The sequence below is a fragment of the Sphingomonas sp. PP-CE-1G-424 genome (assembly GCF_004341085.1).
Taxonomy (GTDB): domain Bacteria; phylum Pseudomonadota; class Alphaproteobacteria; order Sphingomonadales; family Sphingomonadaceae; genus Sphingomonas.
In genome coordinates, this window is the sequence record NZ_SLXW01000001.1 from 1,088,397 (window position 1) to 1,115,013 (window position 26,617).

Annotated in this window: 26 protein-coding genes; 16 read left to right on the forward strand and 10 right to left on the reverse strand. The window is 67.0% G+C overall.

The window, feature by feature from the left end:
• Positions 1-652: 652 nt before the first annotated feature.
• Both ctaD and coxB read right to left on the reverse strand, forming a co-directional pair.
• Entirely contained in the window at positions 653-2,317 is a 1,665-nt protein-coding gene (ctaD, locus tag C8J43_RS05050; protein WP_133029933.1) for a cytochrome c oxidase subunit I, read from the reverse strand.
• Position 2,318: 1 nt separating this feature from the next.
• Entirely contained in the window at positions 2,319-3,503 is a 1,185-nt protein-coding gene (gene coxB, locus C8J43_RS05055) for a cytochrome c oxidase subunit II (protein WP_243645407.1), read from the reverse strand.
• Between the two features lie 355 nt (positions 3,504-3,858).
• Here coxB and pyrE point away from each other — a divergent pair, with 355 nt between their 5' ends.
• From pyrE to C8J43_RS05080, 5 genes are all read left to right on the forward strand, one after another.
• Complete coding sequence (gene pyrE, locus C8J43_RS05060) at positions 3,859-4,443, forward strand: orotate phosphoribosyltransferase (protein WP_133029934.1); 585 nt, start codon at positions 3,859-3,861, stop codon at positions 4,441-4,443.
• A complete protein-coding gene (locus C8J43_RS05065) occupies positions 4,440-5,180 on the forward strand; it encodes a pyridoxine 5'-phosphate synthase (protein ID WP_133029935.1) in 741 nt (246 codons plus the stop codon). Before pyrE ends, C8J43_RS05065 begins: the two co-directional genes overlap by 4 nt.
• Positions 5,181-5,315: 135 nt before the next feature.
• A complete protein-coding gene (gene acpS / locus C8J43_RS05070; protein ID WP_056066237.1) occupies positions 5,316-5,750 on the forward strand; it encodes a holo-ACP synthase in 435 nt (144 codons plus the stop codon).
• The gene (gene lepB, locus C8J43_RS05075; RefSeq protein ID WP_133029936.1) at positions 5,747-6,742 is read left to right on the forward strand and encodes a signal peptidase I; all 996 of its coding nucleotides are present in this window, start codon (positions 5,747-5,749) and stop codon (positions 6,740-6,742) included. The genes acpS and lepB overlap by 4 nt, the downstream gene beginning before the upstream one ends.
• A 1-nt stretch (position 6,743) precedes the next feature.
• Positions 6,744-7,817, forward strand: a complete 1,074-nt coding sequence (locus C8J43_RS05080) for an AI-2E family transporter (protein WP_133029937.1) — start codon at positions 6,744-6,746, stop codon at positions 7,815-7,817.
• Between the two features lie 162 nt (positions 7,818-7,979).
• On the opposite strand, the gene C8J43_RS05085 is transcribed toward C8J43_RS05080, so the two are convergent.
• Positions 7,980-9,029 (reverse strand): glycosyltransferase, encoded by a 1,050-nt coding sequence (locus C8J43_RS05085; RefSeq protein ID WP_133029938.1) that lies wholly within the window; start codon positions 9,027-9,029, stop codon positions 7,980-7,982.
• Positions 9,030-9,205: 176 nt separating this feature from the next.
• On the opposite strand from C8J43_RS05085, the gene C8J43_RS05090 reads away from it, so the two are divergent.
• Entirely contained in the window at positions 9,206-10,177 is a 972-nt protein-coding gene (locus tag C8J43_RS05090) for a hypothetical protein (RefSeq protein WP_133029939.1), read from the forward strand.
• A gap of 4 nt (positions 10,178-10,181) precedes the next feature.
• Here C8J43_RS05090 and C8J43_RS05095 read toward each other — a convergent pair whose 3' ends face one another.
• Both C8J43_RS05095 and ubiG read right to left on the reverse strand, forming a co-directional pair.
• Complete coding sequence (locus C8J43_RS05095) at positions 10,182-11,612, reverse strand: glycosyltransferase 87 family protein (protein ID WP_243645408.1); 1,431 nt, start codon at positions 11,610-11,612, stop codon at positions 10,182-10,184.
• 217 nt (positions 11,613-11,829) lie between these two features.
• A complete protein-coding gene (gene ubiG / locus C8J43_RS05100; RefSeq protein WP_133029941.1) occupies positions 11,830-12,570 on the reverse strand; it encodes a bifunctional 2-polyprenyl-6-hydroxyphenol methylase/3-demethylubiquinol 3-O-methyltransferase UbiG in 741 nt (246 codons plus the stop codon).
• 52 nt (positions 12,571-12,622) lie between these two features.
• Here ubiG and C8J43_RS05105 point away from each other — a divergent pair, with 52 nt between their 5' ends.
• The 3 genes from C8J43_RS05105 (at position 12,623) to C8J43_RS05115 (ending at position 16,167) form a co-directional block, all read left to right on the forward strand.
• On the forward strand, positions 12,623-13,876 hold the full coding sequence (locus tag C8J43_RS05105; RefSeq protein WP_056054666.1) for an aspartate kinase: 1,254 nt from the start codon (positions 12,623-12,625) through the stop codon (positions 13,874-13,876).
• A gap of 55 nt (positions 13,877-13,931) precedes the next feature.
• The gene (locus tag C8J43_RS05110; protein WP_133029942.1) at positions 13,932-14,951 is read left to right on the forward strand and encodes a nitronate monooxygenase; all 1,020 of its coding nucleotides are present in this window, start codon (positions 13,932-13,934) and stop codon (positions 14,949-14,951) included.
• 442 nt (positions 14,952-15,393) lie between these two features.
• Positions 15,394-16,167, forward strand: coding sequence for a hypothetical protein (locus C8J43_RS05115; protein WP_133029943.1), 774 nt, complete (start codon positions 15,394-15,396; stop codon positions 16,165-16,167).
• On the opposite strand, the gene C8J43_RS05120 is transcribed toward C8J43_RS05115, so the two are convergent.
• On the reverse strand, positions 16,168-16,572 hold the full coding sequence (locus tag C8J43_RS05120) for a VOC family protein (RefSeq protein ID WP_133029944.1): 405 nt from the start codon (positions 16,570-16,572) through the stop codon (positions 16,168-16,170).
• Between the two features lie 117 nt (positions 16,573-16,689).
• Here C8J43_RS05120 and C8J43_RS05125 point away from each other — a divergent pair, with 117 nt between their 5' ends.
• The 6 genes from C8J43_RS05125 to pal all read left to right on the forward strand — a co-directional run bounded on the left by C8J43_RS05125 (position 16,690) and on the right by pal (position 21,499).
• A complete protein-coding gene (locus C8J43_RS05125) occupies positions 16,690-17,148 on the forward strand; it encodes a YbgC/FadM family acyl-CoA thioesterase (RefSeq protein ID WP_056487236.1) in 459 nt (152 codons plus the stop codon).
• Complete coding sequence (tolQ, locus tag C8J43_RS05130) at positions 17,145-17,837, forward strand: protein TolQ (RefSeq protein WP_060525932.1); 693 nt, start codon at positions 17,145-17,147, stop codon at positions 17,835-17,837. The genes C8J43_RS05125 and tolQ overlap by 4 nt, the downstream gene beginning before the upstream one ends.
• Before the next feature lie 182 nt (positions 17,838-18,019).
• Positions 18,020-18,457, forward strand: a complete 438-nt coding sequence (gene tolR, locus C8J43_RS05135; RefSeq protein ID WP_056053220.1) for a protein TolR — start codon at positions 18,020-18,022, stop codon at positions 18,455-18,457.
• Between the two features lie 13 nt (positions 18,458-18,470).
• Positions 18,471-19,505, forward strand: coding sequence for a cell envelope biogenesis protein TolA (locus C8J43_RS05140; RefSeq protein ID WP_133029945.1), 1,035 nt, complete (start codon positions 18,471-18,473; stop codon positions 19,503-19,505).
• Between the two features lie 11 nt (positions 19,506-19,516).
• Positions 19,517-20,920, forward strand: a complete 1,404-nt coding sequence (gene tolB / locus C8J43_RS05145; protein ID WP_133029946.1) for a Tol-Pal system beta propeller repeat protein TolB — start codon at positions 19,517-19,519, stop codon at positions 20,918-20,920.
• Between the two features lie 51 nt (positions 20,921-20,971).
• Entirely contained in the window at positions 20,972-21,499 is a 528-nt protein-coding gene (gene pal / locus C8J43_RS05150; RefSeq protein WP_133029947.1) for a peptidoglycan-associated lipoprotein Pal, read from the forward strand.
• Positions 21,500-21,671: 172 nt separating this feature from the next.
• On the opposite strand, the gene C8J43_RS05155 is transcribed toward pal, so the two are convergent.
• The 4 genes from C8J43_RS05155 to C8J43_RS05170 form a co-directional block, all read right to left on the reverse strand.
• Positions 21,672-22,523 carry a S1/P1 nuclease gene (locus C8J43_RS05155; protein WP_133029948.1) on the reverse strand — a complete coding sequence of 284 codons (852 nt, stop codon included), beginning with the start codon at positions 22,521-22,523 and terminating at the stop codon, positions 21,672-21,674.
• Positions 22,520-23,440 carry an isoaspartyl peptidase/L-asparaginase gene (locus C8J43_RS05160; RefSeq protein ID WP_133029949.1) on the reverse strand — a complete coding sequence of 307 codons (921 nt, stop codon included), beginning with the start codon at positions 23,438-23,440 and terminating at the stop codon, positions 22,520-22,522. The genes C8J43_RS05155 and C8J43_RS05160 overlap by 4 nt, the downstream gene beginning before the upstream one ends.
• Complete coding sequence (locus C8J43_RS05165; RefSeq protein WP_133029950.1) at positions 23,437-24,576, reverse strand: acyltransferase family protein; 1,140 nt, start codon at positions 24,574-24,576, stop codon at positions 23,437-23,439. The genes C8J43_RS05160 and C8J43_RS05165 overlap by 4 nt, the downstream gene beginning before the upstream one ends.
• Before the next feature lie 241 nt (positions 24,577-24,817).
• Positions 24,818-25,339, reverse strand: a complete 522-nt coding sequence (locus C8J43_RS05170; protein WP_133029951.1) for a DUF1993 domain-containing protein — start codon at positions 25,337-25,339, stop codon at positions 24,818-24,820.
• Between the two features lie 115 nt (positions 25,340-25,454).
• Between C8J43_RS05170 and ispG the strand changes: the two genes are divergently transcribed.
• The gene (gene ispG, locus C8J43_RS05175; RefSeq protein WP_107954038.1) at positions 25,455-26,591 is read left to right on the forward strand and encodes a flavodoxin-dependent (E)-4-hydroxy-3-methylbut-2-enyl-diphosphate synthase; all 1,137 of its coding nucleotides are present in this window, start codon (positions 25,455-25,457) and stop codon (positions 26,589-26,591) included.
• Positions 26,592-26,617 lie beyond the last annotated feature (26 nt).

The window sequence follows — 26,617 nt, forward strand, 5'->3', positions numbered from 1 at the left end:
CGTGATTGTCCTTTGGAATGGTGAATGGGGACGGGAGGTTGCGTTGGGCCGATGCCTTTCCGTCAGTCGGTTTTTCTCATCGCGCAGACGCTTCCTAGTGTTCCAGCCTCCTCCCGTCGGCCCGGTCCTCTCCCTGACCCGAGAGCCATTCCCTCGCCCCAGGCGCTTCCCGCCACCTCCGCCCCAACCGTCATCCCAGCGAAAGCTGGGGTCTCGCATTTGGTCAGCGCGTGGAGTCACAGGTGAGATCCCAGCTTTTGCTGGGACGACGGTTGAGGGGAGTGGCGTGGAAGGTGGCGGGCGTGGGGATCGCGTACTTGGGATGACGTAGGTCAGAGATGACGTAGGTCGGAGATGACGTAGGTCGGAGATGACGTAGGTCGGAGACGATGCAGGTGGGCTCCTGCCTCCTTGTTCTCCCGCGAAGGCGGGAGCCCAGACTGGGTCCCCGCCTTCGCGGGGAAACCTCTTGGGTTTGAGGACGGCTGTTCAGCGAAAAACGCCCCGGGTTTCCCCGAGGCGTTCTCGTTTTTGGCTGGCCCCGACACGGGAGTAAATCCCGTGTCGTCGGACGCGGCGGTGCCGCGCCGGCCGGTCGGATGTGTGCGGCGGGCCGCACCGGCGCGTAGCTGACGCTACGTCGCCTTGCATCCTAATCGATCTTCGGCAGCGTCTCGAACTGATGGTACGGCGGTGGCGAGGAGATCGTCCACTCCAGCGTCGTCGCGCCGTCGCCCCATGGGTTGTCGCCCGCTTTCTTGCCGGCCGCCAGCGACCAGATCAGGTTGACGAAGAACACCACCATGCCCGCGGCCATGATCATGTAGCCGACCGACGCGACCGTGTTCCAGTGCTCGTACTCCGGCGTGTAGTCCGGGATGCGGCGCGGCATGCCCTGGAGACCCAGGAAGTGCATCGGGAAGAACATCACGTTCACGCCGACGAAGAACACCCAGAAGTGCAGCTGGCCGAGGAACTCGTTGTACATCTTGCCGGTCATCTTCGGGAACCAGTAGTAGAACCCGGCGAACAGCGAGAAGACCGCACCCAGCGACAGCACGTAGTGGAAATGCGCCACCACGTAGTAGGTGTCCTGCATGTAATCGTCGATGCCGCCGTTGGCGAGCACGACGCCGGTCACGCCGCCGACGGTGAACATGAAGATGAAGCCGATCGACCACACCATCGGCGTCTTGAAGGTGAGCGAGCCGCCCCACATCGTCGCGATCCACGAGAAGATCTTGATACCGGTCGGCACCGCGATGACCATCGTCGCCGCGGTGAAGTACATCTTCGTGTTCACGCTGAGGCCGGTGGTGAACATGTGGTGCGCCCACACGACGAACCCCACCACGCCAATCGCGACCATCGCATACGCCATGCCGAGATAGCCGAAGACCGGCTTGCGGCTGAACGTCGAGATGATCTGGCTGACGATGCCGAAGCCCGGCAGGATCATGATGTAGACTTCGGGATGGCCGAAGAACCAGAACAGATGCTGGTACAGGACGGGATCGCCACCGCCGGCCGGATCGAAGAACGTCGTGCCGAAGTTGCGATCGGTCAGCAGCATCGTGATCGCCGCGGCGAGCACCGGCAACGCCAGCAGCAGCAGGAACGCGGTGACGAGCATCGACCACACGAACAGCGGCATCTTGTGCAGCGTCATGCCCGGCGCGCGCATGTTGAAGATCGTCGTGATGAAGTTGATCGCGCCGAGGATCGACGATGCGCCCGCGAGATGCAGCGCGAGGATCGCCATGTCGGTCGACGGCCCGGGCTCGCCATACGTCGAGAGCGGTGCGTAGAGCGTCCAGCCGTTACCCGCGCCACCGAAGAACGGCGACGCCAGCAGCAGCGTGAAGGCGGGGATCAGCAGCCAGAACGACACGTTGTTCATGCGCGGGAACGCCATGTCGGGCGCACCGATCATGATCGGCACGAACCAGTTGCCGAAGCCACCGACCATCGCCGGCATGACCATGAAGAACACCATGATCAGGCCGTGCGCAGTGATCAGCACGTTCCAGAGATGGAGCGATTCGTCGAGGCTGGCGGGGCCGCCGTGGAGCATGCTCGCCCAGCCCTGGAGATACTGGATGCCCGGATGCGCGAGCTCGGCGCGCATGAGGCCCGAGACCGAGCCGCCAATGATCCCCGCGACGATCGCGAAGATCAGGTACAGCGTGCCGATGTCCTTGTGGTTGGTCGACATGAACCAACGCGCGAAGAAGCCCGGCTTGTGATCGGTATCGTGATGATGGTCGTGCGCTTCGTGGGACACGAAGGCCGACGGGGTGAGAGCGGTGTCGGTCATCTTACTGTCCCGCGTTGCCGGCGCCGGCCGGGTTTGAGGTCGCGCCCTGCGTCGTCGCGGGGGCGGTTGCGTTGGCGGGGGTCGCTACGTTCTCGACCGGGCCGGTGGCGTTGGCGGTTTCCGCGGCCTCCTCGACCTTCGCCGCGGAGCCGTCGGCGCCGGGCTGCGGGATGACCTTGTCGGATGCCTTGCCGGGGGTCGGCATCGTGCCGCCCTTGGCCTTGACCCACGCTGCGTATTCGGCGGGCGGAACCGCCTCGACCGCGATCGGCATATAGCCGTGGCGCGCGCCGCAGAGCTCCGAGCACTGGCCGAAATACAGGCCGGGCTTTTCGATCGTGAAGCTGGTCTCGTTCAGGCGGCCGGGGATCGCATCGAGCTTGATCCAGAACGCCGGGACGGCCCAGCTGTGGATCACGTCGTTCGACGTGGTGATCAGGCGGATCGGCACGCCAACGGGGAGGACGATGCGGTTGTCGGTGGCGAGCAGCTTGGGACCGTCGGCATCGGTGCGCGGGCGCTCGCCGGCGGCGACGTCAGCCTTTTCCTTCAGCATGTTGGCGGTGATCTCGAAGCCGCCATTGTCCGGATACTGGTAGGTCCAATACCATTGGTTGCCGATCGCCTTCAGCGTCACCGCACCCGACGGGGCCGGCTTGAACTGCGCTTGCAGTAGACCGATCGACGGGACTGCGATCAGCACCAGGATCACGACCGGCGCGAGCGTCCAGATGATCTCGATGAAGGTGTTGTGGCTGGTCTTCGACGCGACCGGGTTGCGCGCCTTGCGATAGCGGAACGACACCCAGAACAGCAGCGCGAGGACGAACAGCGAGATGATCGTGATCGTCGGCACCAGGATCGAATTGTGCATCCAGTGCGCGAACTGGCCGTTCTTGGTGACCTGAGGCTGGAGGCCGAACAGGCCGTCGGTGGGCTGGCCGATCATCGGCTTGACCGTCATCGCGGGCGCACCGTCCATCGCGAGCTCGGGGCTGGACGGGTTGGCGGTGGGCATCGCTGCGGCGGTCGTCGGCGCAGTGTTCGACACGCCCCCCGGAGCGGCAGCGGCTTGCGGTGCGGCAGCGGCTTGCGGTGCGGGTGCTGCTGACGTCGGCGTGGCAGTCGGCTGGGCCGCGTGCCCGGCGACGCCACCAAGACTCGCCAGTGCGAGCCCCGCTGCCATCGCAAATCCTCTCATCCCCATCTTGCGCATCGTTTTTATTGACCCCGGTTTACTGCGAACCCGATTCCGGACGCGCGGATGTCTGCTTATGATTTGGGAAGAGCTATACCCAGCGGGGGGGCTCGCCTCAAGTCTTGTCTGGCATGCGCCCTTCAGGCGCCCGTACTAACCCCTCGTCATCCTGACGAAAGTCAGGATCCAGAGTAACAACTGTCGACCTGCGTGGCTCTGGATCCTGACTTTCGTCAGGATGACGGGGTCAGTGACGTGTGATGCCTGAAGCGCCAGTTCTCATTGCACGCTGTTTCGTGCGCTCGTATCAGCGCGGGCAGACCATTTGGAGCGATGACCCGCGATGACCGAAGACGACGTGCTCGCCGAATTCCGCGCTGCCGAAGCGCTGCTCGAAGGGCATTTCATCCTGTCCTCCGGCCTGCGCAGTTCGCGCTACCTGCAATGCGCGCGGGTGTTGATGGACCCGGCGCGGGGTGCCCGGTTGTCGGAGGCGCTGGTCGCGTCGATCCCGGCCGAGTTGCGGTCGCAGATCGATATCGTGGTCTCGCCAGCGATGGGTGGCGTGATCGCCGGCCACGAGATGGGCCGCGCGCTCGGTGTCGAGGCGGTATTTCTCGAGCGGCCCGACGGCGTGTTCGAGCTTCGCCGCGGGTTTCGGCTCGCGCCGGGCCAGCGCGTGCTGATGATGGAGGACGTCGTCACCACCGGGCTGTCGTCGCGCGAGGCGATCGCGGCGATTGGGCGCGCGGGCGGCGTGACGGTCGCGGCGGCGGCACTGGTCGATCGCTCGAACGGGACGGCCGATCTGGGCGTGCCGTTCTTCCCGCTGATCCGGCTCGACGTGCCGACCTATCCGGCGGATGCCTTGCCGCGCGAGCTGGCGGCGATCCCGGCGATCAAGCCTGGAAGCCGGGCGGCGGCATGAGCCCCCTTGGCAACGACCACCTGCGCCTTGGGGTGAACATCGATCACGTCGCGACGGTGCGGAATGCGCGGGGGGCGGGGTATCCCGATCCGGTGCGCGCGGCTTTGGTCGCGGCGGCAGCGGGTGCAGACGGGATCACCGCGCATCTGCGCGAGGATCGCCGGCACATCACCGACGACGACATCGCGCGTCTGTCGGCCGAGCTGACGATCCCGCTCAACCTGGAGATGGCGGCGACCGACGAGATGCTCGGCATCGCGCTGCGCCACAAGCCGCACGCCGCGTGCATCGTACCGGAAAAGCGCGAAGAACTGACGACCGAGGGCGGGCTCGACGTCGCCGGGCATTACGACCGGATGGCGCGGCTGGTCGATGCGCTGGCGGGGGCGGGCATCCGCGTGTCGCTGTTCATCGAGCCCGACGCGAGGCAGATCGAGGCGGCGGTCCGGCTCAAGGTGCCGGTGGTGGAGCTGCACACCGGGTTGTACGCGGAACTTTCGGGCAAGGCGCGGACGGTGGAGCTGCGACGGCTGAGCGACGCGGCGGCGCTGGCGGCGAAGAACGGCATCGAGGTGCATGCGGGGCATGGGCTGACCTACGACAACGTCGCACCGATCGCGGCTATCCGGCAGGTTAGGGAGCTGAATATCGGGCACTTCCTTGTTGGGGAAGCTTTGTTCGTCGGGCTCGGCGAGGCGGTTCGGCTGATGCGTGAGGCGATGGATGCGGCGCGGTAATCCTCCCCGGCACGGGGAGGGGGACCATGCGCAGCATGGGGGAGGGGGCCCACCGCAAACGTATCGCTCGTGGAGCCCCCCCTCCACCCCGCCGCTTCGCGTCGCGGTCCCCCTCCCCGTGCCGGGGAGGATTTCGTGATTATCGGGCTCGGGTCTGACCTGTGTAACATCGAGCGGATCGCGGCGTCGGTCGAGCGGTTCGGCGAGCGGTTCGAGCAGCGGGTGTTTACCGATGTCGAGCGTGCCAAGGCAGCGCGGCGGCCTTTTACCAAGGCGGGGACGCTGGCGAAGCGGTTCGCCGCGAAGGAGGCGTTTTCGAAGGCCGTGGGGACCGGGTTTCGCGCGGGCGTGTTCATGCGCGATATCGGCGTGGTCAACGCCCCCAGCGGCGCACCGACGCTGGCGCTGACCGGGGGCGCCAAAGCGAGGCTTGACGCGTTGACCCCCGAAGGCCACGCCGCGCGCGTGCATTTGACGATGACCGATGATCATCCGTGGGCGCAGGCCTTCGTGATCATCGAAGCCATACCTCTGATATCCCCGGACATGCGCCAGGATACGAACCGATGAAGGACGCGGCGTTGGACGGCAACGAGTTCCCCGAAAAGCCCCTCGCGCAGCCCCCCCTTGCGCAGACCAGCGCGGCGGATATCGCGCCACCGGCCGGCACCACCCCCGAAACGACCCGCCGCCGCGGCACCGACTGGTGGGGCGAAGTGAAGGGCATATTCTGGCTGATCCTGGTCGTGCTCGGCTTCCACAGCTTCATCGCCAAGCCCTTCTATATTCCCAGCGAATCGATGCTGCCGGGCCTGCGCATCGGCGACCGGCTGGTGGTGACCAAGTTCGCGTATGGCTGGTCGTTCGTGTCGCCGACGATCCCGAACCCGGTCGCGATCTTCAAGGGCGTCGTGCTGCGCCAGCAGGAAGACAGCTGGAGCGTGTCGCTACCGTTCATCCACGGCCGCCTGTTCGGCTCGCTGCCGACGCGCGGCGACGTGGTGATCGTGACGCCGCCGGGCACGCACAACGACTATATCAAGCGCGTGATCGGCCTGCCGGGCGACAAGCTCGCCGTGCGTGGCGGGATCGTGTTCCTCAACGGCGTCGCGGTGAAGCGCGGCCCGTTGCATGACACGTTGATTCCGGTCGATACCAACAGCCCGTGCAGCGAGATCGATTATCCCGGCGCGCGCGAGACGCTGCCCGACGGGCGCGAGATGTGCCGCCTGCCGACCTATACCGAGACACTGCCCAACGGTCGCCGCTACGAGACGATCGATCTCGAGTCCGACAGCCAGGGCGACAATTTTGCCGAGATCACGATCCCCGCGAACCACGTCTTCCTGATGGGCGACAACCGCGATCGCTCGGCCGACAGCCGGTTCGCGCTGAGCCAGCTCGGGCTCGGCGGGCCGGTGCCGTACGAGAATCTCGGCGGCCGTGCGGAGTTCATCACCTTCAGCCTCGACGGCGATGCGACGTTCAATCCGCTGAGCTGGTGGAGTTCGCTGCGTCCGGATCGCGCGGGCACCTCGCTCCATCCCGCCAAGGCGAACTGAGATGGCCGAGACGAAGACGGTCGACGAACTGAGCCCGGTCGAGATGCGCGATCCGTTCCTGCGCAAGGAACTGAAGCGCGCGATGATCTGGCTCGGGCTCGCGTGCGTGATTGCGCTGCTGATCGTGCTGGTCCAGCCGTTGCTGATCATCTTTGCCGGCGTCGTGTTCGCGGCGCTGCTCGATGGCGGCGTGCGGTTGCTCGGGCGGGTACTGCCGATCGGGCGTGGCTGGCGGTTGCTGATCGTCGTGCTGCTGACCTTCGCGTTCCTCGTCGGCACGTTCGTGCTGACCGGCGTGCAGGTGACCGAGCAGGTGACGCAGCTGCGCTCGACGCTGGAATCGCAGGCCAATCGCTTCACCGGCTATCTGACCTCGCAGGGGCTGATGCCGGGCGCGTCGGACGTCAACGGGATCGTCAAGCAGGCGCTCGGCTCGGTCGGGCGCGTGACGTCGTGGGTGGGCAGCGCGATCGGCGCGATCACCAGCATGTTCATGATCCTGATCCTCGGGCTGTTCATCGCGATGGATCCGGGGACGTACTCGCGCGGGCTCCAGTGGATGGTGCCGCTCGACCTGCGCCCCGAGTTCGCCAGGACTTTGGTCAAGATGGGCGCGACGTTGCGGCGGTTGCTCGCCGGGCGCCTGCTCGGGATGGCGGTCGAGGGTGTCGCGAGCGGCATTGCCTTGGCGGTCGGCGGCGTGCCGATGGCGATGCTGCTCGGTATCATCGCGGGTATCCTCGCGTTCATTCCGAACGTCGGCGCGATCGTGACGGGCGTGCTGATGGTCGCGGTCGGGTTCAGCGCGGGGGTCGATACGGGGTATTGGGCGATCGGCACGTATCTCGTGGTGCAGACGATCGACGGCTATGTGATCGTGCCGATGGTCGCCAAACGGACGGTCGATCTGCCGCCGGCGTTGACGCTGGGTGCGCAGATCCTGGCGAGCGCGCTGTTCGGGATCCTGGGACTGGCGCTGGCCGATCCGATGACCGCGATGTTGAAGACTGCCCTGGAGCGGCGGTCGGAGCGGGAAGAGGAGAAGGCCGAGGCCGACGATCAAGCTACGGCCTGACGTTCCCCTTACCACCTGCTGCGGGTTCAGGTTCCCATTCCGTCATCCCCGCGGACGCGGGGACCCATACTGGCAAACCTCTGAGAATATGGTCCCCGCGTCCGCGGGGATGACGGGGGGTGGGGGCCGGCGACGTCAATGGGGCGGTAATCGAGTGGGAAGCTACAGCCTTACCAATTGGTCGAAGAGAGCAAGGTAGCGCTCCGCTGAGTCTGCACCGGGTTGCGGTACTGGCGCCGGTCGCTGCGTAGCCGGCGCTAGCCATGCATCCAACGTCGCGATCAACGCAGCAGCGTCGTCCCTTGCGATGACCGTCCCACGGTCGGGCCGATTAACGATCTCCGCCACCGCCGCGCTCGAGTCCGTCGAGATCACCGGCGTTCCGACCGACAGCGCCTCGCGCAACACGCCGGGAACGCCTTCATACTCCGAGGTGAGCGCCAGTACCGCCGCGCGGGCCATCACCGGGAGCGGATCGCTGCTGTGCCCGAGCAGGAGCACGCGATCCTGCAAACCGAGCGAACGGATTTGCGCCTCGATCGCCCCGCGCTCGCTACCGTCACCGAGGAGAACGAGCGGTATCGTCTGGTCCGCCAGTAGCGGCAGCGTGGCGATCAGGCGGTCCCAGCGCTTCTGCGGTTCGAGGCGCCCTACCCCGAGAATGAAGCGCGGCGGCAGATCGGGTAGCGCGCCCGGAATCGCCACCGCCGGCGGGTTCGGGATGACGCTAGTCCGCCCGATCATCCGGGTCGCCAGCGCCGCCTCGTCCGCGGTCGCAGGCGTCATCGCGACGAGGTGATCGAGGAACCCGCCGTGCCGCGCCAGCCAGAGCTGGTGCGCCGCGTGCATCAGCCGGCCATGATCGGCGCGCGTGGGGGCGTTGGACATCTTGGCGAGGATCGGCGGGCAAGCCTTGCCCAGCCGCAGCCTCGTCCACGCTGCGCTCCAGGTATAGAAATTGCCGGGGCAGAAGATCACGTCCGGCGACAGGCGGCGGACGACCGCCGGCAATGTCAGCAACCGAAACGGCGAAACGATCTCCAGCCCCTCGGGCAGTTCCGTCGCCAGCGGCCCGGCAATATCCTCGATCGCCAGCGTCACGCGCCGCCCCGCCGCGAGCCAGCTGCGCGCGAGGCGCAGCTGCGCGCGCTCGACCCCGCCGCCGCGGAGGTCCTCGGCATAGGTCAAGATGTGCTGGGCGACCGGCGACATACACAACACTGAAACATGGGAGTCATCATAATGCACGATTGGTAGAGCGGAGATCGCGACCGAATGAAACCGACTTTACGTGCACGACCGGCGGCTAAAGGCTATTGTCGCGCCCTGACACCGGCAATGGCTGGTGCACCGTGCGACCCTTGCAGACATGGCGTGAGGACAAGCGATTGACGACGCGACCGCCGATTGCGGCCGATCCTGCCGGTTATGCCGACGTTTCAAATGTCGGGCTGGAACCGCTGAAGACGGTGCGCAGCCGCTGGCCGGCGATCATCGGCGCGGTGCTGACCGGCGCGATGATCGTCGGGCTGGCGCGCGAGCTGTTCGGGCATGGCCTGGCGGGGCTCGGCCGCTCGGTGCCCGCCGATCCCCGCTTCTATCTGTGTTTCGTGCTGCTCTACATGGCGTCGCCGACCGGCGATTACGTGATCTTTCGGCGGCTCTGGGAGATTCCGATCGGCGGGCTGGTCGCGCTGATCAAGAAGCGGATCGCGAACGAAGTCGTGTTCGGCTATTCGGGCGATGCGTATTTCTACGCCTGGGCGCGGGCGAAGGCGCAGATGGTCGCGTCGCCGTTCGGGGCGGTCAAGGATGTCTCGATCCTGTCGGCGATCGCGGGCAATGCGGTGACGTTGCTGCTGGTGGCGATAGCGCTACCGTTCGGACGAGACCTGCTGACTCACGATCAGTTTCGCGCGGTGCTGGCGTCTGCGGGCGTCACGCTGGTGATTTCGTTGCCCTTTCTGATCTTCTCGCGGCGGGTGTTCTCGCTGGCAAGGCCGCTGCTGTGGTGGGTGTTCTCCGTCCATTGCATCCGGCTGTTGCTCGGGTCTTTGCTGATCGCGCTCGCCTGGCATTTCGCGTTGCCTGGCGTGTCGATCGGCATGTGGATGTTTCTCGCTGCCGGGCGGTTGCTCGTGTCGCGGCTGCCGCTGGTGCCCAACAAGGACCTGCTGTTCGCCAATGCCGCGATCCTGCTGATCGGCCAGGATCAGGCCCTGTCCGAACTGGTCGCCTTCACCGCGGCGCTGACCCTGCTGCTGCATGTCGCGCTGATCGTCGCGTTCGCCGCGCATGCGATCGCGATGCGACCGATTGTCGGCAGGGCAAGCGATCGCGGGCGCGATCACCGGGCTTGAGGGGCTATCGCAGGGCTGGGTTTGGCGATGCGGCCGGCGGCACGTAGAGCGTGAAGCGCGTGCCGGGAACTGCGACCGATCGATAGCCGCTGCGAATTGCCCAGGCGGCGAGCGCATGATCGAGACCGGCGTCGCCGCTGGTGTCCGCGGCTTCGCCGCCGGTGAGAATCGGCGCGCCAATCGCGCGCAAGCGCGTACGTGAGACCAGATGGAGCGCGCGCTCCTGTCGCGGATCTAGCAGGCTCGTGCTGCGGAAATAGAAAGGGCCGGTGGCGAAGACCGGGTCGGGCAAGCGGTTCGCGGCGGGCAGCATCTGCGGAGACAGTGTCGCGATCGTACCGCCGATGCCGTGTCGATCGAGGATCCGGCCGAGCGCGCGCCCTTCGCGCAGCGCCTGGGCTAGCGACAGTCCGTCCGGACTGGCCAAGGCTGCGATCGACGGCGCGAGTCCGGCAATTGCGAAGACACCGAGCGCGACTCGCCACGGCCGGCTGGGGCGCGTGATCAGCGAGAACCGGACGAACAGCGCTGGCAGGACGGGCAGCAGGTACTGCCGCCAGGTCGGAAACGGCAGCAGGGCGGCTACGAGCCCGGCGAGGATGAGCGCGTCAAACAGCCCGATTGCGCGGCGGCGGCTTGCGTCTCGGGCTACCAGGATCAGCGCGGGCAGCGCCGCACCGAGCGCGAGGAATTTGAGCGTGTCGATCGCCTTGGCGGGGAGCGACATCTTCCAGGGCCGGGACGCATAATATTCGGCGGGGCCGCGCGCCGGGAAGGTCAGCGTCCCGAACACGAAGCCGGCGGGGCTCGTCGTGTAGCTCCAGGCGACGAAGACGATCACCGGCAGCGTGCCGAGCAGGATCGCGCCGGGGCGGTGACGGCGGTGGATCAGCGCGTACAGCCCGTAAGCGAGCGCGGGGAACGCGTAGGAGATCTTGGCGGCGGCGGCGGCGGCCAGAAGCAGCCCGATCAGCAGCGCCCGGTTTCGCGTCGCATCACGGGTTTCCGCGCGTGCGATCAGCGATAGCGCGGCGGCGAGCAGTGCGGCGGGGAGCGCATCGTTGCGCGCGGTGCCGATGCTGAAGAGGAGAATGTCGCAGGTCGCGAACAGCGCGGTGCAGGCGAGCGCGGCTTTGGGTTTCGCGCCGAGGGTTCGGGCGGCGGTGTGGACGCAGGCGATCGTCGCGACGCCGAGCAGCGCGTTGACGATGCGGAGCGCTGGCCAGGTCCAGGTTCCGGCTAGGAGCGCGATCGGCGCGAAGAGGTAGGGCTGGAGCGGGGTCTGGAGGTAGGCGAAGTCCCTGTACGGGAGCAGGCCGTGCGCGGTCAGCACGGCGGCGGCGACGTACTGGCTCTCGTCGTGGTCGACGGGGCGGAGGAGGGCGAGGGTGATGAGGATGATCGCCAGCGCTGCGAGCACCAGAAGATTGTTCACCCGCGAAGGCGGGTGTCCAGTCTGGGCACCCGCCTTCGCGGGTGAACAGGGTTGGGGGGCGGTGTGGTCCATTACTGAGCCTCACCCCGCTCGCGACCACCCCGGCGGAGGCCGGGGCCCAATTGGGGGACGGTCATGGTTGAGGATGGCACTCCGTTACTGCTGCTTTCCCAATTGGGCCCCGGCCTTCGCCGGGGTGGTGTGAAAGGGGGCAAGGTCAGGCTTTGACGGCGGTCAGGAAGTAATCGAGGCTCGTCGAATCGCTCAGCGTGAACCCGGTCGCCGGCGAGAAACTCAGCCCGCGCGTATCCGTTACCCGAAGCCCCGCATCGTTCAGTAACGCCGTCAATTCCTCCGGCGTCAGGAACTTGTTCCAGTTGTGAGTCCCCTTGGGAATCACCCCAGCACCCTCCGCCATCGTAATCATCGCCAGCCGCGACAGCGGCGTACGGTTAGGCGTCGACAGGATCAGCAATCCGCCCTCCGCCAACGTCCGCGCCAAACCCCGAACAAAGCCAGCGGGGTCGCTGACATGCTCGATCACCTCCAGGCTGGTGACCAGATCATACTGCCCAACCAGCCCCTCGACTCCCCCCGCCCGGTAGTCGATCGCAAGACCACTCTGCGCCGCATGGATCTCCGCCACCGCGATATTCTCGGGTGCAGCATCGATCCCCGTAACCTCGGCGCCGAGCCGGGCGAGCGGTTCGCACAGCAGTCCAGCGCCGCAACCGACGTCGAGCGCGGTCTTCCCCTCCAGCGGCGTGAAGGTCGCACCGTCGCCGCCCCAATGCGCGTCGACCTGCTCGCGGATGTAGCGCAACCGCGGCGGGTTGAGTTTGTGGAGCGGGGCGGACGAGCCCTTCGGATCCCACCAGTCCTTCGCCATGGTGCCGAAATGCGCGGCCTCGCGCGGATCGATTGTTGCGTTATTGTGCGTGTCGCTTGCCAGTATCATGCGCGCTACCTATCAGGGCCGCCGCTTCGACCCAAAGGGATTTGCGCTGCCAATGGCCCGTATCGTGATGAAATTCGGCGGGACGTCGATGGCCGGGATCGAGCGGATCCGCAACGTCGCCGCGCGCGTGAAGCGCGAAGTCGACGCCGGCAACCAGGTCGCCGTCGTCGTCTCCGCGATGGCCGGAGAGACCGATCGGCTGGTCGGCTTCTGCCGCGAGGCATCATCGCTGTACGATGCGAAGGAATATGACGTCGTCGTCTCGGCCGGCGAGCAGATCACGAGCGGCCTGCTCGCGATCGCGCTCCAGGCGGCGGGCTGCAAGGCGCGGTCTTGGCTCGGCTGGCAGTTGCCGATCAACACGTCGGACGCGCACGGATCGGCGCGCATCGGCGAGATCGACACGGCCGCGCTCGACGCGAGCCTCGCGGACGGCGTCGTCGCCGTGATCCCCGGTTTCCAGGGCGTCGCGGACGGCCAGCGCGTGACGACGCTCGGTCGCGGCGGCTCGGACACGTCGGCGGTGGCGATGGCGGCGGCGATGAAGGCGGATCGCTGCGACATCTATACCGATGTCGACGGCGTCTACACGACCGACCCCAGGATCGTGCCGCGTGCGCGGAAGCTGAGCAAGGTCACGTATGAAGAGATGCTGGAACTCGCCAGCGTCGGTGCCAAGGTGTTGCAGACGCGGTCTGTCGGCCTGGCGATGAAAGAGAATGTGCGTGTGCGCGTGCTGTCTTCGTTCGAGGACGGCGATACCAATGACGGACACCGCGGCACGTTGATCGTGGGCGAAGAGGAAATCGACGATATGGAACGCCAGCTCATCACCGGCATCGCGCACGACAAGAACGAGGCGAAGATCACGCTGACTCAGGTCAGCGATCGGCCCGGCTCGGTCGCCGCGATCTTCGCGCCGCTTGCGGACGCGGGGATCAACGTCGACATGATCGTGCAGAACGTCGCGCATTCGACCGGCTCGACCGACGTGACCTTCACGGTGCCGGCGGCGGATCTGGCGCGCTCGCTCGACGTGCTCGACAAGGCGAAGGACGCGATCGGCTATGCGACGATCGTCCACGACACGCGCGTCGCCAAGGTGTCGGTCGTTGGTGTCGGCATGCGCAGCCATGCGGGCGTCGCCTCGACGATGTTCACCACGCTCGGCGAGCGCGGGATCAACATCCAGGCGATCGCGACGTCGGAAATCAAGGTCAGCGTGCTGATCGAAGAGGACTATACCGAGCTGGCCGTGCGCGTGCTGCATACGGCGTACGGCCTCGATGCCGAGGATGCGGCTTGAGCTTGATAGATAACGACATGATCCCGGCAGGCGCCGGGACGACGGGGATGGATGCATGACGATCGGTACTGAGCGGTTGCAACGCCGGATGGCGCGTGGCGCCGCGTTCCTCGGGTCGGAGGTCGCGATTCTCGGCGGCGCGATGTCGTGGGTTAGCGAGCGTCACCTCGTGTCGGCGATCTCCAACGCTGGCGGGTTCGGCGTGATCGCGTGCGGCGCGATGACGCCCGCGCTGCTCGATACCGAGATCGCCGCGACCAAGGCTCTCACGACCAAGCCGTTCGGCGTGAACCTCATCACGATGCACCCCGATCTGTTCGAGCTGATCGCGGTCTGCGCCAAGCATCAGGTCGGCCATGTCGTGCTCGCCGGTGGCCTGCCGCCCAAGGGCAGCATCGAGGCGATCAAGGAGACGGGCGCCAAGCTGATCGCGTTCTCGCCGGCGCTGGCGCTCGCGAAGAAGCTGATCCGCAGCGGCGTCGATGCGCTGGTGATCGAGGGGATGGAGGCTGGCGGGCATATCGGCCCGGTCTCGACCAGCGTGCTCGCGCAGGAGATGCTGCCCGAGATCGCGGAACAAGTGCCGGTGTTCGTCGCCGGCGGGATCGGTCGCGGCGAGGCGATCGCGGGGTATCTCGACATGGGTGCGGCGGGTGTCCAGCTCGGCACGCTGTTCGTATGCGCGACCGAATCGATCGCGCACGCCAATTTCAAGAAGGCGTTCATCCGAGCCTCGGCACGCGATGCGATCGCCAGCGTGCAGATCGATGCGCGGCTTCCCGTCATCCCGGTGCGTGCGCTGAAGAATGCGTCGAGCGAGTTGTTCACGGCGAAGCAGCGCGAGGTTGCCGGGCATCTCGATGGTGGTGTCGTCGAGATGGCGGAGGCGCAGTTGCAGATCGAGCATTACTGGGCGGGTGCGCTGCGTCGTGCGGTGATCGACGGCGATGTCGAGCATGGTTCGGTGATGGCGGGCCAGTCGGTCGGCATGGTCAAGCGCGAGGAGCCGGTCGCGGACATCATCGGCGGGCTGATGGCGCAGGCCGCGGCTGCGCTGGAGGCGCGCGCGGTTTAACGCCTGATCCTCCCCCGCAAGGGGGAGGTGGCAGGCTCTTGCCTGACGGAGGGGGCGGCAGGCGCCAACCTCTGTTCCGTGTCCTCCCCCTCCGTCGCCTGCGGCGCCACCCCCCCCTGGCGGGGGAGGATCGTGAGGGGGCAGTGTCTTTCATTTGCTGTGATGCTCCGTGCCGGCGTCGACACGGTACCACCCCGGCGGAGGCCGGGGCCCAATTGGGGGACGTTGCTGATTGCCGTTACCCCGTTACCCCAACCTTTCCAATTGGGCCCCGGCCTTCGCCGGGGTGGAAGTGATCCGGGGCAGGGCGCGCCCGTCTGCCAAGCTTGAAGCTACCAACCCCGCCCGCTCTCCACTCGCCGCAAATCGCGTACGGCTTACGCATCGTTAACCTTCCCCATGCCAGACATGTCCCGTCGGGGGACATCACGAGGTGGTTGCGATGAGTCGTCGGTTTGCGTTGCTTTCTTTTACCGCGCTCGCCCTGGTGGCGGGGTGCGCGCCGAAGCCCAAGACGGTCGCCGTCGTTGCGCCGCCGGTGGTCGCGGCTCCGGTCGCTGCGCCGGCGATGCCGAAGGGTGCGTCGCCGACCATGGTGATCCCGGTCGCGCTTCCCGACGGGACCTATCCCACGCCGAATCGCAACCTGACCCCGGCCGCCAAGGTCTGGCACCTGCGCGCCGCGCTCAACGTCGCCGCGCTTGCCTGCCGCGGACCGCAGGAAGGCGCGATCATCGCCGGCTACAACGCGATGCTGTCGGCGCAGAAGCCGGTGCTCGCCAAGGCCGAGGCGACCTATGCCAGCGAGTGGAAGTCGGGCGGCCGCGACTGGCAGGACCGCTACGACGATGCGATGACGCGGCTGTACAACTTCTTCTCGCAGTCGCCCGCGCGCGACGATTTCTGCGCGGCGGCGAGCACCGTGCTGGCGCAGAGCGCTGGCGTGACGGCCGACGCGATGCCCGCGTTCGCGGCGCAGCAACTGCCGACGCTCGAACGCCCGTTCACCGATTTCTACCGTGCGTTCGATGCTTGGCGTGGTCGGGCTACCCCGGCACCGGTGTACGCGCAGCAGCCGCGACCGGTGCTGGCCGCGCGCCAATACGCCTCGAACATGACCGTCCAGACGATCACGCAGGCGCGTCTCCAGCCGATCTCTCAGCCGGTGCCGCCGCCCCAGCCCAGGCTGAAACTGGATCCCAGCGTCTTCCAGTAATCAGGTCTTGAGCGGCGATCCGATCGACCAGCTATGGCCGAACGGATCGCGCACCTGACCATAACGATCGCCCCAGAACTGGTCGGCGACGGGCATCGTCACGATCGCGCCGGCCGTCGCCGCGCGCTCCATCCAGCCATCCGCATCGTCGACCTGCAGGTGCAGCGTGATACCGGCGGGTTCGGGTTCGTCGCGACCGCGCCATTCGGGAAACTCGTCGCCCAGCATCAGCCAGCCGTCGTTGATCCGTAGGCTCGCCTGCATCAGCCGGATGCCGTCATCGGCGACGTTGGTCTCGACGAGCGTCGCGGCGAACGCGGCTTCGTAGAAGGCGAGTGCTTCGTGCGCGCGCTTTTCGCGAATAACCAGAAAAGGTGTGATACCGCGAGTGGGACGATCGGCCATGCGAGTCTCCTGCGTTCGATGAGTCGAGACTAGGCGCATGATTCGCACCCGGCCAGCGCCGACATGATGAAGGCAATGGTTGGCTTCGTGGCAAAGACTGGGTTAACAGCCGCGGCAATGGCTGAAGTTTCAGATCGTCCGGCGGAAGGCCGCTTCGAAGGGCGCGAGCACCGGTTTCCGGTGCGCGTCTATTTCGAGGACACCGATCTGTCGGGCGCGGTCTATCACGCCAATTATCTGCGCTACATGGAGCGCGCGCGGTCGGATATGCTGCGGGTCGGCGGAATCGACCAGCGCGCGACGTTCGAGGCGGGCGAGGGCTCGTACGCGATCGCCAGCGTCGCCATCCGCTATGCCGCACCGGCGAAGCTCGACGACGCCTTGCTGGTCGTCTCGCGGATACGCCGTGTCCGCTCGGCCGGGGTCACCATTCATCAAAGGGTCATGCGCGACGGGCTTGTCTTGGCCGAGGCGGATGTTGTGGCGGCGTTGGTCGCTCCCAATGGTCGCCCACGCCGCCAGCCACGCGCATGGATCGATATCTACGAACGCCTAGTCTGGCAGGGGGAAGCATGAATCCGGTGTTGACTATGGAGAGCGCGACGCTGTCGCCGATCCACTTGTTCCTCCAGGCCGACTGGGTGGTGAAGGGCGTGATGATCGGGCTGCTGCTCGCCAGCATCTGGACCTGGGCGCTGATCGTCGCGTTCTGGCGGCGGATCGGCAAGACGCGCAAAGGCATGACCCGGTTCGAGCGCGATTTCTGGAAGGCCGAGGATATCGACGTCTTCTACAAGGCGGAGGGCGAGAACGATCTGCCGTCGGCACGCGTGTTCGCGGCGGGCGTGACCGAGTGGCGGCGTTCGACCGCGGGCGGCACGATCGACAAGAGCGGCACGCGCGAGCGACTGGCGACCACGATGGGCGCAGCGGTCGCGGGCGAGATCGACAAGCTGTCGGACCGGCTGAACGTGCTGGCGACGGTTGGGTCGGTCGCGCCGTTCGTCGGGCTGTTCGGTACGGTCTGGGGCATCATGCGAAGCTTCACCAGCATCGCCGCGGCGCAGAACACGTCGCTCGCGGTGGTCGCGCCGGGGATCGCGGAGGCATTGTTCGCGACGGCGATCGGCCTGTTCGCGGCGATCCCCGCGGTGATCGCGTACAACCGGTTCTCACACGGCATCAATCGGATCGAGGCGAGCCTCAACCGCTTCGCCGACGGCTTCCACACGACCCTCTCGCGCCAATTGGACGGCTCGCGATGAGCGCGACGCAAATCCTCCCCGGCACGGGGAGGGGGACCGCGACGCGCAGCGGCGTGGTGGAGGGGGTTCTCCACGTCGCACAGCGCCCGTGGAACGAGGCCCTCTACGCACCACAGCATATGACGCACGCCCCTACCACCAGCTTCGCTGGTCCCCCTCCCCGCGTGCGGGGAGGATTTTAAGTGGCGATGAACCTTCCTTCTTCCCGCGGGCGCGGTCGCCGCGCGCCGATGGCGGATATCAACGTTACGCCGCTGGTCGACGTGATGCTGGTGCTGCTGATCATCTTCATGGTGACCGCGCCGCTGATGACCGCGGGCGTACCGGTGAACCTCCCCGACGCGCGCGCGAAGGCGCTCGACCAGGAGCAGAAGCCCGTCGAGATCTCGATGGATGGCACCGGAGCGCTGTTCATCGACAAGGATCAGGTGACCGACGACGCGCTGCCGGTGCGGTTGGCCGCGATTGCCGCCAGCCGAGCGGTCGGCGACGAGCCGCAGGTGCTGCTGCGTGCGGACCGGAAGCTCGATTACGGGCGCGTGATGCGCGTGATGGGCGAACTCAACCGCGCCGGGCTGAACCGCGTCGCGCTGGTGACCGTCGAGGGTAATCAGAACTGATGGCGCTGGCCTGATGGATCGTTCGGAGAAGATCGGCTTAGGCGTTGCCGTCGTCGGGCATGTCGTGCTGTTCGGCTTGCTGTCGCTTAGCTTTCTCAGCGCGCCCGAACCGCCGAAGATCCAGCAGCAGCCGATCGACGTGAGCCTCGTGCCCGATGTCGCGCTCGAGGCGACGGCGCCGCAATCGACCGAGACGCCAGCCGAGTCGGTCGCGCCGGACGAGGGGGCGCCCGAGGATGCCGCGCCGCCGGCTCCGCAAGAGGCCGAGCCCGAGCCGAAGCCCGATCCCGTGCCACCTGCGCCGCAGCCGAAGCCCGCACCACCGAAGCCCAAGCCGCAGCCGGCACCCGAACCAAAACCCGAGCCCAAGCCGCAGCCGAAACCCAAGCCTGCGCCACCAAAGCCTGCGGCCAAGCCGGCTCCGGTGCCAAAGCCGGCCGAGAAGCCCAAGCCGGCGCCCGCCAAGGCCAAGCCGACCAAGCCAGCGCCGGAGAAATCGGCACCTGCGAAGACCGCGACGAAGTCGAAGGACTCTGCCGCAAAGTCGTCTTCGAGTGCGGCCAAGCCCGCCAAGCCGTCCTCGACCAAGGGCAGCGGCTCGACCGCCGAGGCCAAGACCTCGCGGCCACGCGGTTCGCGGCTCGGCGACAATTTCCTCAAGGGGCTGTCGGCCGATCCGTCGCCGAGCAAGTCGGAAGCGCCCAAGGCGGCCAAGCTCGGCGCGCAGGCGGCGGCAAACATCGGCTCGGCGATCCTGCGGCAGGTGCAACCCTGCGCGAATCGCCAGGTCACGCCGGGGCCAGGTGCGGAGCGGATCCGCGTGACGATCAACCTGAAGCTCAACCGCGACGGCACGCTGAAATCACGGCCGACGATCAGCGGTCATGCCGGCGTCGACGACGACAACCGGCGCTATGTCGACCGCGTCGACGATCTGGCGATCGCGACCTTCGTCGGGTGTTCGCCGCTACGCGGTTTGCCCGACGACCTGTATGACGTGCAGAACGGCTGGAGCAATTTCAGCCTGCGCTACAAACTTCCCGGCTGAGGATGTCCGTTATGACTCGATCGATTTTCTCGTCCGCTGCCGTGACGGCGTTCGCGTTCAGCGGGACGGCCATCGCGCAGGATGCGCCCGCGCCGGCACCGCAACAGGCTCCCGCCGATCCGGCCGCGCAGTCCCCAGCAGGCGATCAGTCCGGCGGGCTCGTGGTCGACGTCACCGGCGGTATCTCCGCACCGATGCCGATCGCAATTCCCGTCATGCCGACATCCGCGGTCGTCTCCACCCCAGCAGGCTCGACCGACGTGCTCGGCCGCCAGCTCGCCGATATCGTCACCAACGACCTCCGCAACTCCGGGCTGTTCACGCCGCTTTCCCCCGGCCAGCTCCGCCCGATCACCTTCCCCGAAGTCACCGCGCCCGGGTTCGATTACTGGGGCAGCACCGGCGCGCAGGCGCTCGTGCAGGGCTTCATCCGCGCCAATGGCGACGGCAACCTGACGGTCGGCTGCTACCTCTACGACGTGTCGTCGAAGGCCGAGCTGACGCGCACCGGGTTCGTCGTGCCGCCGTCCGACTGGCGCCGCGCAGGGCACAAGTGCGCCGACATGGTCTACACCCGCCTGACCGGCGAAGGCGCATATTTCGACAGTCGCGTCGTCTATGTGTCCGAGACCGGACCCAAGGGACGCCGGATCAAGCGGCTGGCGATCATGGATCAGGACGGCGCCAATCACCGCTTCCTGACCAACGGGCAGTCGATCGTGCTGACGCCGCGGTTCGCGCCGAACCAGCAGTCGATCGTCTATATGAGCTATCTCAACAATCGCCCGGCGATCTATGTCTACGACATCGGCTCGGGCAAGCAGCGGCTGGTGGTCGCGAACGCGAACCTGACGTTTGCGCCGCGCTTTTCGCCGGACGGTCGCAACATCCTGTTCTCGATGGCGCAGGGCGGCAACACCGACGTCTACCGGGTGTCTTCGCAGGGAGGGACCCCGCAGCGGCTGACCAACTCGCCGGGGATCGACACCGGCGGCAGCTATTCGCCGGATGGCTCGAAGATCGTGTTCGAGAGCGATCGCTCGGGGGGGCAGCAGATCTACGTGATGAACGCAGACGGCTCGAACCAGCAGCGGATCAGCTTCGGCGGTGGGCGGTATGCGACGCCGGTGTGGAGCCCGCGGGGTGACCTGATCGCATTTACCAAGCTTGGCGGCGGCTTCCGGATCGGCATCATGAGCCCGAGCGGAGGCGGCGAGAAATTGCTCACCAACGACTGGCAGGACGAGGGGCCGAGCTGGTCGCCGAACGGTCGCGTGATCAACTTCTATCGCTCGGGACGTGGCAGCGGCGGCAAGGCGGACCTCTGGTCGGTCGACCTGACCGGCGTCAACGAGCGCAAGATCCCGACGCCGCTCGACGGCTCGGATCCGGCATGGGGCCCCTTGCGGCCCTGAACCTGCTATGGGGGCATAACGGGGAATATGATTTTCTACGGGAGACTGTCTATGTCGAAGCTTTCCAACATCTTGCTCGCATGTACCGCGTTGATCGCCGTTTCCGGTTGCGCGAAGAAGCGTCCCGCCGTGCTGCCGCCCGCACCGGTCGACAACAACGCCGCTGTCGATCCCAATGCGGGCCAGAACAACGGCAATGTCGGCGGCGCGATCGTGCCGGGGTCGGATGCCGACTTCCAGCGCTCGGTCAGCTCGAACACGGTGAATTTCGGGCTCGACATGTACGACATCGATCCGACCGCGCGCGCGATCCTCGACAGCCAGGCGCAGTGGCTGGCGAAGTTCCCGAACCAGCGGATCACGATCGAAGGTCATGCGGACGAGCGCGGTACGCGTGAATACAACCTCGCGCTCGGCGATCGTCGTGCGAACGCGACCAAGAACTATCTGGCCGCGAAGGGCGTGTCGGCGTCTCGGATGACGACGATCAGCTACGGCAAGGAGCGGCCGGTGGCGATGGGTTCGGACGACCAGAGCTGGGCGGCGAACCGCCGCGCGGTCACGGTGGTGCTGAACTAAGATTTGTCGCGGCAGTCCCTCTCCCCTCCGGGGAGAGGGAGGGAGGAGCCGCTTGGCGACGGAAGGGTGAGGGGCCGTTGGGACGGACGGTCCGAGCCTCGAGCCCCTCACCCTCCCACGTGCAAGAGCCCGCGGGCCCCTCCCTCTCCCCGGAGGGGAGAGGGTAAGTGGTTTACCCCAGCGCCTTGTCGAGCAGTTTTGCCAGGCGGATACCCCCGCGGCGGATTTCCTCGCGCGACACCGGGACCATTTTCGCGATCGTCGCATCGTCCATTTTCACGCGCGCCGGGACCGTACCGCATGCATCCCCGCCAAGCGCCGCCGCATACGCCTCATGCGAGGCCTGCCACGACTCACGGCTCCAGTCGGTAACCGTCCCAGCCCCGATCCTAGCCCGCTCGGCCGCCGGATAGCGCCGCACCAGCGACGGCGGCGTCGAGATCGCGCGCTCGGCCAGCGGGCCGTCCCAGATCGAGTGCAGGTTGAACCGCGCGGGGCCGTAGATCCCGTAGTCCGCCTTCACGTCGTTGCCGCCCTTGTCGTGGCGGTCGCCGGCGTGCAGCGGCTGGTGGAGATCGCCGACGAAGTGGATCAGGAACGCGAGCGCGACGACGCGGTCGCGGGGCAGCGTCGACTTGTCGCGGAGCATCTTCACGTCGCGATCGATCTGGTACGAGACGCAATCGCCTTCCTTGCACGCTGGCGTCAGGTCGAACGGCGCGCAGATATCGACGTTCTGGTAATGCCAGCTGTACGCGAAACCGAAGCGCGTCGAGCCGTCGTTCAGCTTCAGCGGCTTGATGCAGTCCGCCCAGACGCTGGCCTCCTCGATCGTGCCCGCGGGGCAGGTCGGCGTGTCGAGCAGCGCCTGTTGCGCGAGCAGCTTGCGGATCGCGGCCTTGGTCTTCGGCGTGACGTTGGCATAGGCGATCTGCGCAACGGTCTGGTGGCCGTACTCCCAGAACGCGGCGGCGGGGGAGGCGAGGCCGAGCGAGGCGATCGCGGCGAGGAGATAGCGCTTCATGTCGGCTCGTTAGCGTAGATCGCGACGGTCCGGCTACCCTCGGACGACGCGCGTCCGCGGTACATGCCAACGGTGTTGAAACTCCATGCCATGTCGCCGTCCGGCCCCGCGACGATGACGCCGCCGGTGCCACCGAGCGCCTTCACCTCGGCAAGCACCGCGTCGGCCGCGACTTGCAGCGACTCGCCCGACAGGCGGACGCGTGCGGCGATCTCGTGGCCGACGCCGACGCGAAGGAAGAACTCGCCAGAGCCGGTGCACGATACCGCGCAGGCGCGATCGTCGGCGAAGGTGCCCGCGCCGATTACCGGCGTGTCGCCGATCCGGCCCCAGCGCTTGCCGGTGACGCCGCCGGTCGAGGTGGCGGCGGCGACATGGCCGTGCGTGTCGCAGGCGACCGCGCCGACCGTACCGTACTTCATGTCGACGTCGAACCCGCCGCCATCGGCCTGGAACTCCGCAAATTGCCGGCGGCGTTCGTCGGTCGCGAACCAGTCCGCATCGGCTTGCGGCAGGTCGCGTTCGAGGGAGAACGCATCCGCGCCCTTGCCGGCGAGGAAGACGTGGCGGCCGTCGTCGAGGATCGCTCGGGCGAGGCCGACGGGGTTGCGCGTGGCGGTCGCTGCAGCGACTGCCCCCGCCGCCCGCGTGCGCCCGTCCATGATCGCGGCGTCGAGTTCCAGCGTGCCGTCGTGCGTGAAGACCGCGCCGCGCCCCGAATTGAAGTGCGGGTCGTCCTCCAGCACGCGCACCGCCGCCTCGACCGCGTCGAGCGCCCCGCCGCCGTCCGCCAGTACCTTCGACCCGGCGTCGAGCGCGCGGGACAGGCCTGCTCTCGCGCCCGCATCCTGCTCGGGCGAGACCATCTCGCTGTCGAGTTTGCCGGCGCCGCCGTGGATGACGAGGGTCCAGGTCATGCTGAGTCTTTCGAGGGTAGGGCGCGAAGGCCGATGAGGGGGCGGAGCGGCGCGATGCTGCGGCCGATCCAGTAGAAGGCGATGCAGCCGATCGTCGTCGCGGCGAGCAGGCAGGCGAACTCCGCCCAGCCCGGCAGGCCGGCGGGGATCAGCGCGTACATCACGAGGACGATGATCGTCTGGTGGATCAGGTAGAACGGGAACACCGCTTCGGTCAGCGTGCGGCGCCAGCGATGGTCGCGGTTCCAGTGGCGCTCGGCGATCCCGATCAGCGCGACGATCGCGCCCCATTGCTCGAGCGCGTGCGCGACGCCGTACCCCGGGTAGATCCAGCGCGGCGCGACGATGTCGCCGGGCCATTCCAGCTCGACGCCGATGATCGCGCCATAGCCGAGCACCGCGGCGACCGCGCCGACCTTCCACCAGCGCGCGATCGCCGCCATTGCGGGCTCGGAACGGGCGAGGCCGAAGCCGAACAGGAACGCGGGGAAATAGGTGACGTGCGCGACCCAGTCGCCGAACAGGGCTTGCGATTCCGCGGCCATCTGGAACCACCAGGCGTGGACGAACACGAGCCACGCGACCGGCAGGACGAGCACGGCCCAGCTGCCGAAGACCCAGTCGAACGCGCGTTGCAGCCAGTCGCCGCGGACGACGACCAGCCCGAGCGTCAAGACAGTCGTGTAGACCCAGAGATAGACGACGAACCACAGATGGTTCCAGGTCGGCAGCGACAGTCCGGCGAGCTTGCCGAAGCGGAAATAGTCGTGGCTCCAGAACGTCAGATAGCTGCCGGCATAAGCGTGCTTGGTGACCAGCTCGACCCAGGGTTGGGGCGGCACGGTCACCGCCATGCCGAACAGCAGCGGCACGAGCAGGCGGTAGCAGCGATTGGCGAAGAACCCGCCTGTCCCGTTCGACCGGTTGAGCAGCGCGCGGCTGGCATAGCCCGAGACGACGAACAGCAGCGTCAGCCGCCACGCGTTGCTCGCCAGCATCGGCAGCCGCACCCAGTCCTCGACATGGAGCGACTTCACATGGAAGTTCCACGGCACGAAGACCATGCCGATATGGTAGAGGATCAGCAGCGCGAACGCACCGATCCGCAGCCAGTCCATGCCGAAATGCCGCGTCATCGCGCGGCCCTACGGGGCGGGGGCCGGTGCCGCAAGCGTGCGACCGGCTGAGGCGGTGTTCGCGACCGACCGGTGTCCCCCTGAAATCCTCCCCCGCAAGGGGGAGGTGGCTGGCACTTGCCAGACGGAGGGGGAGGACACGGAACAGCGGTTGCCCTTACCGCCCCCTCCGTCACCTTCGGTGCCACCTCCCCCTGGCGGGGGAGGATCGTTTAATCCGGGTACCTGCGTTCCAGTCGGCTTACGGCTTCATGCGCGGTGTGCCCATGAAGTCGCGCTTGCCGATCGGTACGCCCTGCGCGCGCAGGATCGCGTAGGCGGTGCTGGCGTGGAAATAGAAGTTGGGCTGCGAGAACGAGAGCAGGAAGTTCGCGCCGGTGAACGGCATGACGAACGTGCCGAACTCGAAGGTCGTGTCGTTGTCGGCGAGCGCGTCGAACGTCTCCCGGTCGATCGCTTCCAGCTTGGCGATTGCGTCACGCATCAAAGCATGGAGCCCCGCAAAATCGGTAGGCCAGGCCGAGCGGTCGGGCGCGAAAGTGCCGGCGCGGACGCCTTCGATCCCGCCGACCGAGTGGCTGGCGCAGGCCTTCACCTGATAGCCGAAAGGCAGCATGTCGTCGGCGAGCTTCGCGTCGATCAGCGTCGCGGTTTCGATACCGCGCTCGACCGCGAACGCTTCCGCCTTGTCGAGCAGCGCGTCGACCGCGCGGAGGATCTGGAGGTTCGAGGGAATCGTCGCATCGTACAGGGACAAGGTCATCGCGTTCGCTCCAAAAGCCGTGCGCCGCTATGGCCGACGTTCGCCATACCCGCCAGCAATGTTCCGTTCCGCAGCGCAAGTCGCTATATAGGCCTCGAACTCCCGAGGAATCTCCATGTCCCTTCGTCCCTGGCGCGATATCACCCGCCGCAAGAGCCGCCAGATCATGGTCGGCAACGTCCCCGTCGGCGGCGATGCGCCGGTCACGGTGCAGACGATGACCAACACCCCGACCGACGACGTGCGCGCGACCGTCGACCAGATCCGGCGCTGCGAAGACGCGGGTGTCGACATCATCCGCGTCAGCTGCCCCGACGTCGAATCGACCGCCGCGCTGAAGCAGATCGTCCGCGCCAGCCGCGTGCCGATCGTCGCGGACATCCATTTCCACTACAAGCGCGCGCTCGAAGCTGCCGATGCGGGCGCAGCGTGCCTGCGCATCAACCCGGGCAATATCGGCTCGGCGGCGCGCGTGAAGGAGGTCGTCGACGCGGCCAAGTCCAACGGCTGCGCGATCCGGATCGGCGTCAACGGCGGTTCGCTCGAACGGCATCTGCTCGAGAAATACGGCGAGCCTTGCCCCGATGCGCTGGTCGAGTCGGCGCTCGATCACATCAAGCTGTTGCAGGACCACGACTTTCACGAGTTCAAGGTCGCGGTGAAGGCGTCCGACCTGTTCCTCGCGGTGGCGGCATACCAGCAGCTCGCCGAACAGGTCGATTGCCCGCTGCATCTCGGCATCACCGAAGCGGGCGGGTTCGTCGGCGGCACGGTCAAGTCGGCGATCGGGATGGGCAGCCTGCTCTGGTACGGCATCGGCGACACGATCCGGGTGTCGCTCTCCGCCGAGCCGGAAGAGGAAGTCCGCGTCGGCTTCGAGATTCTGAAAGCGCTCGGCATCCGCAACCGCGGCGTCCGCGTCGTGTCGTGCCCGTCATGCGCGCGGCAGGGCTTCGACGTGATCCGCACGGTGCAGGCGCTGGAGGAACGTTTGCAGCATATCCGCACGCCGATGTCCTTGTCGGTGCTCGGCTGCGTGGTGAACGGCCCCGGCGAAGCGCGCGAGACCGATATCGGCATAACCGGCGGCGGCAACGGCAAGCACATGGTGTATCTGTCCGGCGTCACCGACCACCACGTCCAAGACGCCGACATGGTCGACCACATCGTCCGGCTGGTCGAGGCTAAAGCGGCCGAGATCGACGCAGCGGACGAGGCGATGGCCGCGCTGGTGCCGGTGGCGGCCGAATAGGGGTGTGGTAGAGTTTTACCTCGTTG